This window comes from Streptomyces sp. NRRL B-24572 (genome assembly GCF_002156145.1).
Taxonomy (GTDB): Bacteria; Actinomycetota; Actinomycetes; order Streptomycetales; family Streptomycetaceae; genus Streptomyces; species Streptomyces vietnamensis.
Map to the genome: position 1 here is coordinate 1 of NZ_MWIG01000029.1, position 7,267 is coordinate 7,267.

At 74.9% G+C, this 7,267-nt stretch carries 7 protein-coding genes; 1 reads left to right on the plus strand and 6 read right to left on the minus strand.

Annotated features, from left to right (window positions below; all coding sequences use genetic code 11):
- Positions 1 to 44: 44 nt before the first annotated feature.
- From CCN56_RS01755 to CCN56_RS01775, 5 genes are read right to left on the minus strand one after another with little or no spacing between them, the layout of a single operon-like run.
- Positions 45 to 851 carry a type III pantothenate kinase gene (locus tag CCN56_RS01755; protein ID WP_041129832.1) on the minus strand — a complete coding sequence of 269 codons (807 nt, stop codon included), beginning with the start codon at positions 849 to 851 and terminating at the stop codon, positions 45 to 47.
- On the minus strand, positions 851 to 1,873 hold the full coding sequence (nadC, locus tag CCN56_RS01760) for a carboxylating nicotinate-nucleotide diphosphorylase (protein ID WP_041129833.1): 1,023 nt from the start codon (positions 1,871 to 1,873) through the stop codon (positions 851 to 853). The genes CCN56_RS01755 and nadC overlap by 1 nt, the downstream gene beginning before the upstream one ends.
- A complete protein-coding gene (locus CCN56_RS01765; protein WP_086822560.1) occupies positions 1,874 to 3,568 on the minus strand; it encodes an L-aspartate oxidase in 1,695 nt (564 codons plus the stop codon).
- Positions 3,565 to 4,635, minus strand: a complete 1,071-nt coding sequence (panC, locus tag CCN56_RS01770; RefSeq protein WP_179199637.1) for a pantoate--beta-alanine ligase — start codon at positions 4,633 to 4,635, stop codon at positions 3,565 to 3,567. Before panC ends, CCN56_RS01765 begins: the two co-directional genes overlap by 4 nt.
- Complete coding sequence (locus CCN56_RS01775) at positions 4,632 to 5,597, minus strand: Rossmann-like and DUF2520 domain-containing protein (RefSeq protein WP_086822563.1); 966 nt, start codon at positions 5,595 to 5,597, stop codon at positions 4,632 to 4,634. Before CCN56_RS01775 ends, panC begins: the two co-directional genes overlap by 4 nt.
- 126 nt (positions 5,598 to 5,723) lie before the next feature.
- On the opposite strand from CCN56_RS01775, the gene CCN56_RS01780 reads away from it, so the two are divergent.
- Positions 5,724 to 6,905: a low specificity L-threonine aldolase gene (locus CCN56_RS01780; RefSeq protein WP_086822566.1), complete on the plus strand. Its 1,182-nt coding sequence runs from the start codon at positions 5,724 to 5,726 to the stop codon at positions 6,903 to 6,905.
- A gap of 3 nt (positions 6,906 to 6,908) precedes the next feature.
- Here the strand turns inward: CCN56_RS01780 and CCN56_RS01785 are convergent, their stop codons facing one another.
- Complete coding sequence (locus CCN56_RS01785; RefSeq protein ID WP_086822569.1) at positions 6,909 to 7,112, minus strand: hypothetical protein; 204 nt, start codon at positions 7,110 to 7,112, stop codon at positions 6,909 to 6,911.
- Positions 7,113 to 7,267: the final 155 nt, after the last annotated feature.

Genomic DNA, 7,267 nt, shown 5'->3' on the forward strand with positions numbered 1-7,267 from the left:
GATCATTCCGGCGCGCCGGAATGATCACCCCCCGGGTGCAGGCCTCACATGCGGGAGACGTTCCGCTCGTAGACCAGGCGCAGGCCGATCAGGGTCAGCCAGGGCTCGTGCTCGTCGATCTCCTTCGAGTCGGCGAGGACCATCGGCGCCAGACCGCCGGTCGCGATCACCGTGACGTCGGAGGGGTCGCCCTTCGGCCCGACCAGTTCGCGCTTCATCCGGGCCACCACGCCGTCGACCTGGCCCGCGTACCCGAAGACGATGCCCGACTGCATGGCCTCGACCGTGTTCTTGCCGATCACGCTGCGCGGGCGGGCGAGCTCGATCTTGCGGAGCATGGCGCCCTTGACGCCCAGGGCCTCCACCGAGATCTCGATGCCCGGCGCGATCGCCCCGCCCGCGTACTCGCCGCGCACGGTGATCGCGTCGTACGTCGTCGCCGTGCCGAAGTCCACGACGATCGCCGGGCCGCCGTACAGCTCGACGGCCGCGACCGCGTTGATGATGCGGTCGGCGCCGACCTCCTTGGGGTTGTCCGTGAGGATCGGCACCCCCGTCTTGACGCCCGGCTCCACGAGGACCGCCGGCACGTCCCCGTAGTACCGGCGGGTCACCTCGCGCAGCTCGTGCAGCACCGAGGGGACCGTCGCGCAGATGGCGATCCCCTCGATGCCGTCGCTCAGCTCGACGCCGAGCAGCGGGTGCATGCCCATGAGGCCCTGGAGCAGGACCGCCATCTCGTCGGCGGTGCGGCTCGGGTCCGTGGAGATCCGCCAGTGCTCGACGATCTCCTCGCCGTCGAAGAGACCGAGCACCGTGTGCGTGTTGCCGACGTCGATGGTGAGCAGCATCAGGAGCGCACCTCGCGCAGGTCGAGGCCGATGTCGAGGATCGGGGAGGAGTGGGTGAGGCCGCCGACCGCCAGGTAGTCGACGCCGGTCGCCGCGTACGCCGCCGCGTTCTCCAGGGTCAGCCGGCCCGAGGACTCCAGGACGGCGCGGCCCGCGACCAGGGCGACGGCCTCCTCGGTCTCGATCGGGGTGAAGTTGTCGAGCAGGATCAGGTCGGCGCCCGCGTCCAGGACCTCGCGGACCTGGTGCATCGTGTCGACCTCGACCTCGATCGGCACCTCGGGGAACAGCTCGCGGACGGCCTTGAAGGCCTCGGCGACGCCGCCGGCCGCCACCACGTGGTTGTCCTTCACCAGGGCCGCGTCGGAGAGCGACATGCGGTGGTTGACGCCGCCGCCGCAGCGGACCGCGTACTTCTCCAGGGCGCGCAGGCCCGGCGTCGTCTTGCGGGTGTCGCGGACCTTCGCGTTCGTGCCCTCCAGGGCGTCCGCCCACGCGCGCGTGGCGGTGGCGATGCCGGAGAGGCGGCACAGGATGTTGAGCGCGCTGCGCTCTCCGGTGAGCAGGTCGCGGGTGCGGGCGGTGACGCTGAGGAGCACCTGCCCGGCCTCGACGCGCTCGCCGTCCTCGACGTGCCGCTCGACCTCGAACTCGTCGGTGCAGACGATCGACAGGACGGCCTCGGCGACCCGCAGACCGGCCACGACACCGGCCTCGCGGGCCGTGAAGTCGGCGGTCGCGACGGCGTCCTCGGGGACGGTCGCCACGGTCGTCACGTCGACCCCGCCGTCGAGGTCCTCGGCGATCGCGAGGTGGGCGATGTCCTCGACCTGGATCGGGTCGAGACCGGCGTCGGCGAGCAGCTGCGCGAGCGCGGGGTCGAGACCGCACTCGAACTCCTCGCCGTCACCGCAGCCGCAGCCGTCGCCGCAGCCGCCGGGCTCCTCTTCGGAGGAGACCGCGTTGATCTGGATGAGAGGGACGTCCACGGGCTCGGGACGGGCTTCCTCGGGCGTGCTCACTTACGGCTCCCTGGGGGCGTCGAGGGTGGGGGGAAAGTCGAAGGTGTCGGTGGTGCGGACGTCGAGGGTCCGCTCCGGGGTGAGGTGGACGACGAGGTGCCTGCGCCACTGCGCGTCGTCCCGGCCGGGGTGGTCCTCGCGCCAGTGGCAGCCGCGGGTCTCCTCGCGGCGGCGGGCCGCGGCGACCAGGACCCGGGCGACGCACAGCAGGTTCGTGGTCTCCCAGGAGTCCACGCCCGGCTCGGCCGCCTTGCTGTCGTCGTCGCCGCCCGCCACGGCGTCGCCGTGCAGGGCTTCGAGGGCCTCGGCGGCCTCCCGCAGGCTGGCCTCCGAGCGGAGCACGCCCGCGCCGGCCGTCATGATCCGCTGGATACGGGTCCGGGCGCCGGCCACGGGCAGCGGCAGGGTCACCGGGGCCGGGTGCGGCACCGGGGCGCCCGGCACGCGCGGGGCGGCGGCCGTGATGTCCTCGGCGATCCGCTCGGCGAAGACCAGGCCCTCCAGGAGCGAGTTCGAGGCGAGCCGGTTGGCGCCGTGGACGCCCGTGCAGGCGACCTCCCCGCACGCGTACAGGCCCGGCACGGTGGTCCGGCCGTGCAGGTCCGTGCGGACGCCGCCGGAGGCGTAGTGGGCGGCGGGGGCGACCGGGATCGGCTCCGTCACCGGGTCGATGCCGTGGGCGCGGCAGGCCGCCAGGATCGTCGGGAAGCGCTCCGCCCACATCTCGGCGCCGAAGTGACGGCCGTCGAGGTACATGTGGTCGGTGCCGTGCTCCAGCATCCGGCTGGTGATCGCCTTGGCGACGATGTCCCGGGGCGCCAGCTCGGCCAGCTCGTGCTGCCCGAGCATGAAGCGGACCCCGTCGGCGTCGACCAGGTGGGCGCCCTCGCCCCGTACCGCCTCGGAGACCAGCGGCTGCTGGCCCTCGGAGCCGGCCCCGAGGAACAGCACCGTCGGGTGGAACTGGACGAACTCCAGGTCGGAGACCTCGGCCCCGGCGCGCAGCGCGAGCGCGACGCCGTCGCCGGTGGAGACGCCCGGGTTGGTGGTGGCGGAGAAGACCTGGCCCATGCCGCCGGTGGCGAGGACCACCGCGGGCGCGTGGACCGCGCCGACGCCGTCGTGCTGCCCCTCGCCCATGACGTGCAGGGTCACGCCCGCCGTGCGGCCCTCGGCGTCCGTCAGGAGGTCCAGGACGAGGGCGTGCTCGATGAAGCGCACGCCCCGGTCCCGTATCGCCTCGACCAGGGCGCGGGAGATCTCGGCGCCGGTCGCGTCCCCGCCCGCGTGGGCGATCCGGCGGCGGTGGTGGCCGCCCTCGCGGGTCAGCGCGATCTCGCCCTCGGCGGTCTTGTCGAAGTCGGCGCCGGTCGCGATCAGGCGGCGGACGGCGCCCGGACCCTCGGTGACGAGCAGCCGCACGGCGTCCTCGTCGCAGAGGCCCGCACCGGCGACCAGGGTGTCGTCGAGGTGCTGCTCGGGGGTGTCGCCCTCGCCGAGCGCGGCCGCGATGCCGCCCTGGGCCCAGCGGGTGGAGCCCTCGTCGAGCCGGGCCTTGGTGACGACGACCGTACGGAGCCCGGCGGCGGTGCAGCGCAGGGCGGCGGTGAGCCCGGCGACCCCGGAGCCGACCACGACGACGTCGGCGTCGATGGACCAGCCGGGGGTGGGCGCGTGCAGCCGTATTCCGGTCACTTGGCGGCTCCGAAGGTCAGGGGGATGTTGTCGATGAGCCGCGTGCTCCCCACGCGCGCGGCGACGGCGAGGATCGCCTCCCCGTCGTGGCCGTCGGCGACCTCGGTGAAGTCGGCCGGGTCCACGAGGGCCAGGTAGTCGAGGGTGAGCGGCGGCTCGGCCTTCGCCGCCTCGTCCAGGACGGCGCGGGCAGCGGCCCGTACGGCCCCGGCGGCGCCGCCCTCGGCGGCCTGCGCGACCGCGTGGGCGTCGGCGGCGGCCCGGGCCTCGCCGAGCCGCGACAGGGCCTCGGCGCGGTTCTCGGCCCGGCCCTGGGCGCCCGGCAGCGCGGTCGCACGCGCGCGCAGCGCCTCCTGGGCGGCGAGCCGCTCGCGGGCCGCGAACAGCGCGCGGGACAGCGCGAGGGCCGTCCGGCGCTCCCCGGCCGACAGGTAGCGGTTGCGGCTGGAGAGGGCCAGGCCGTCGGTCTCGCGGACGGTCTCCACGCCGACGATCTCGACGGGGAAGTTCAGGTCCTTGACCATGCGGCGGATCAGGGCCAGCTGCTGGGCGTCCTTCTGGCCGAAGAAGGCCAGGTCGGGCGCGGTCAGGTGGAGCAGCTTGGCGACGACCGTCAGCATGCCGTCGAAGTGGCCGGGCCGGGAGGCGCCCTCGAGGCGCTCGCCCATCGGTCCGGCGGTGATCCGGACCTGCGGCTCCCCGCCCGGGTAGACCTCGTCGACGGAGGGCGCGAAGACGGCGCTCGCGCCCGCCTCGAAGGCCAGCTCCAGGTCGGCGTCGAGGGTGCGGGGGTAGCGGTCGAGGTCCTCGCCGGCGCCGAACTGCAGCGGGTTGACGAAGACGGTGACGACGACGAAGCCCTTGGCGCCCACGCGCTCGCGTGCGGCACGGATCAGGGTGGCGTGGCCCTCGTGGAGGGCGCCCATGGTCATGACGACGGCGTTGCGGCCGGGAGCGCCGTGATGGGCCACGGCGTCGTGGAGGTCCTCGACCGTGGGCAGCAGTTCGGCCGGCTCGTGGCGGACGGGACGGCCGCCCTCGGCGCTCTCGCGGGCGAACAGGGTCATCGGTCGTCTCCTTGCGGCCCGTCGGCTGCGGTGGTGGTGCTGTCGGTGGCGAGCACGCCCAGCAGGTCCTCGGCCAGCTCGGGCTTGAGCAGGCCGTGCGCGAGCGCCCGGTCGGCGGTCGTGCGGGCCATCGCCAGATAGCCGGCGACGGTGCCGGGCGCGTGCTTGCGCAGCTCGGCGACGTGGGCGGCGACCGTACCGGCGTCACCGCGCGCGACGGGTCCGGTGAGGGCCGCGTCCCCGGACCGCAGGGCGTTGTCCAGGGCCGCGCCCAGGAGCGGGCCCAGCATCCGGTCGGGGGCGGCGACCCCGGCCTTGTGGAGCAGCTCCATCGACTGGGCCACCAGGGTGACCAGGTGGTTCGCGCCCAGGGCCAGGGCCGCGTGGTAGAGCGGCCGGGCCTCCTCCGCGATCCACTCGGGCTCGCCGCCCATCTCGATCACCAGGGCCTCGGCGGCGAGCCGCAGCTCCTCGGGCGCGGTCACCCCGAAGGAGCAGCCGGCCAGCCGCTGGACGTCGACGGCGGTGCCGGTGAAGGTCATGGCGGGGTGCAGGGCGAGCGGCAGGGCGCCGGCCCGGCGGGCGGGGTCCAGGACCCGCGCCCCGTACCGCCCGGAGGTGTGCACGAGCAGCTGCCCCGGCCGTACGGCTCCGGTGTCGGCGAGGCCCTCGACCAGGCCCGGCAGCGCGTCGTCCGGCACGGTCAGCAGGACCAGGTCGGCGAGGGCGAGGACACGGGCGGGCTCGACGACCGGGACGCCGGGCAGGAGCTCGGCGGCGCGCCGCCGCGAGGCGTCGGAGACCGCCGAGACGGCGACGGGGCGGTGCCCGGCGAGCCGGAGCGAGGCGGCGAGGGCGGGGCCCACCCGCCCTGCGCCGACGACTCCGACGGTGAGCCGGGCGGGTCGGTCCTCGGCCCGGGGCTCCGATGCCCTGGGCTCTGGCGCTGCTGGTGCGTTCACGGTGGGGACGGCCTTCCGTTCCAGTCCTCGGCGGGTACCGGACGATTTCTGGTCATGCTACGCCAGCGGTTCGCGGTGCCCCGTGGCCTGTCCACAGGGTGTGGGCGGTGGTGTGATGATCGGCCCATGAACCCTGTGACCCCCGTGACTCCCGTGGAGACCCCTGTGGACGAGGAAGCGGCCCGGCTCCACCGGGCGAAGGTGTGGGGCGGCGCCGAGCGCAGCCTGTGGAACACCTCGGTCGACGGCACGGTCGGGTCGCGGCTGCGCGAGCTGGCCGCCTGGGCGGAGGCCGCCGGCCACGGGGAGGCCCAGCTCGACATGTACGGGAACGGGCTCGTGGAGGAGCTCGAACGGCGCGTCGCCGAGGAGCTCGGCCTCCCCGCCGCCGTCTTCTTCCCGACCGGCACCATGGCCCAGCAGGTGGCGCTGCGCTGCTGGGCCGGGCGCACCGGCAGCCCCGTCGTCGCCCTCCACCCGATCGCCCACCCCGAGGTCCACGAGAGCGGGGCGTTCGGGGTCGTCTCGGGGCTCCGCACGGTCCACCCGACCGACGCGCCCCGGCTGCCGACCGCCGATGAGGTACGGGACCACCCCGAACCCTTCGGGACGCTGATGCTGGAGCTGCCGCTGCGGGACGCCGGCTTCGTGCTGCCGTCCTGGGAGGAGCTGACCGAGGTCGTGGAGGCGGCCCGGGAACGGGACGCGGTGGTCCACTTCGACGGGGCCCGGCTGTGGGAGACCACGACGCACTTCGGCCGCGGCCTCGCGGAGATCGCAGGGCTCGCCGACAGCGTGTACGTCTCGTTCTACAAGTCCCTCGGCGGCATGTCCGGGGCCGCGCTCGCCGGCTCCGAGGAGGTCATGGAGGAGGCCAGGGTCTGGCGCCACCGGTACGGCGGGATGGTCTTCCAGCAGTACCCGGCGGCGCTCTCCGCGCTCCGGGGCCTGGACGTCGAGCTGCCCCGGCTGCCCTCGTACGTGACGCACGCGCGCATGGTGGCCGACGCGGTCCGGGAGGCGCTCGCGGAGGCGGACACCGGCTGGTTCCGCGTCCACCCGGAGACCCCGCACACCCACCAGTTCCAGGTCTGGCTGCCGTACGACCCGGACGCCCTGACGGCGGCGGCCCTCGCCCAGACCGAGGACACCGGCACCGCCTTCTTCCGCCGCTGGTCCGCCCCGGGCGCGGGCGGCCCGCCGGGAGTGGCGATCACGGAGCTGACGGTGGCGGGGCCCGGTCTGGAGTGGACGGCGGAGGACGTGAAGGAGGCGGTACGGGACTTCCTGGCGCGCGTCGCGAGGTGATCCTCAGCGGGCGGGGTGCAGCCATCGGTGCAGGACCGCGCGGACGGCGCCGCGCGCCGGGCGGGCCGCCACCACCCTCTCGAAGCGGCGGTGGTCGCGGACGGCCCGCAGCACGCCGACGTCGTGGGTGCCCGGCGCCGGCGGCACCGGCGTGCCCTGCTGGGCGGCACGGTACGTGTCGAAGAGGTACTGGTGCAGTGCGTTCATGACCTCACCGTGCGCCGCACCGCCCCGGCCCCGCCCCCGGATTGACGGCCCCCGTCAATCCGCGGCCCGACGATTGACGAGCCGCGTCAAACGGGACGACAGCTCCCCCGCCACACCCCGCACCATGGACGGGTGAGCGTGACCATCGACATCAC

Coding starts and splice junctions, on each gene's coding strand:
- CCN56_RS01755 (WP_041129832.1), bottom strand. CDS start 851: ATGCTGCTCACCATCGACGTCGGCAACACGCACACGGTGCTCGGTCTC.
- panC (WP_179199637.1), bottom strand. CDS start 4,635: ATGACCCTGTTCGCCCGCGAGAGCGCCGAGGGCGGCCGTCCCGTCCGC.
- CCN56_RS01780 (WP_086822566.1), top strand. CDS start 5,724: ATGAACCCTGTGACCCCCGTGACTCCCGTGGAGACCCCTGTGGACGAG.
- CCN56_RS01785 (WP_086822569.1), bottom strand. CDS start 7,112: ATGAACGCACTGCACCAGTACCTCTTCGACACGTACCGTGCCGCCCAG.